This window comes from Noviherbaspirillum aerium (assembly GCF_008929045.1).
Classification (GTDB): domain Bacteria; phylum Pseudomonadota; class Gammaproteobacteria; order Burkholderiales; family Burkholderiaceae_D; genus Noviherbaspirillum; species Noviherbaspirillum aerium.
The window spans coordinates 1-588 of the sequence record NZ_VFAH01000085.1 but is presented as its reverse complement, the minus strand read 5'-3'; the positions used below and the strand labels follow the sequence as shown (position 1 = coordinate 588).

Here is a 588-nt window from a genome sequence, read left to right as displayed (position 1 = left end):
GGGCGCTTACCACGGTAGGATTCGTGACTGGGGTGAAGTCGTAACAAGGTAGCCGTATCGGAAGGTGCGGCTGGATCACCTCCTTTCTAGAGTAGGCTTGCCAAGTCAAGCGTTCACACTTATCGGTCTGTTGGTAACACAAGCCAAGACAGCGTTTGGGTCTGTAGCTCAGCTGGTTAGAGCACCGTGTTGATAACGCGGGGGTCGTTGGTTCGAGCCCAACTAGACCCACCATCCTGATATTGGGGGTTTAGCTCAGCTGGGAGAGCACCTGCTTTGCAAGCAGGGGGTCGTCGGTTCGATCCCGTCAACCTCCACCAAACATCAAACCTAAGCGGGTTCGGCATCACGACGGTGCCAACGGGAATGCTGCTTAGGTTTGATCGTTTCGATCATGAGCTGTTTTTGTTCTTTAACAATCTGGAAGAAGTAGTAAAGATTTATCAGTGGCACTGATGCCCTTGTGATGAGGGTATCGGTAAAACTGGTGGGTTGTGATTGTCATCAATCATATGTAGGAAAGAGTTCTCGCAGCAATGCGAGTAGTCTGGAATACGGCATATTCATACTCAAGCTCCATAACGTTTC

At 50.2% G+C, this 588-nt stretch carries 2 tRNA genes and 1 rRNA gene; all 3 read left to right on the top strand.

Features of this window, described 5'->3' with window-relative positions:
• Nucleotides 1–86: ribosomal RNA gene (locus FH061_RS30190) — 16S ribosomal RNA — on the top strand; the annotation flags it as partial.
• A 71-nt stretch (nucleotides 87–157) separates the two neighbouring features.
• Nucleotides 158–234 (top strand) — tRNA-Ile (locus FH061_RS30185).
• A gap of 10 nt (nucleotides 235–244) precedes the next feature.
• Nucleotides 245–320: transfer RNA gene (locus FH061_RS30180), tRNA-Ala, on the top strand.
• Nucleotides 321–588 lie beyond the last annotated feature (268 nt).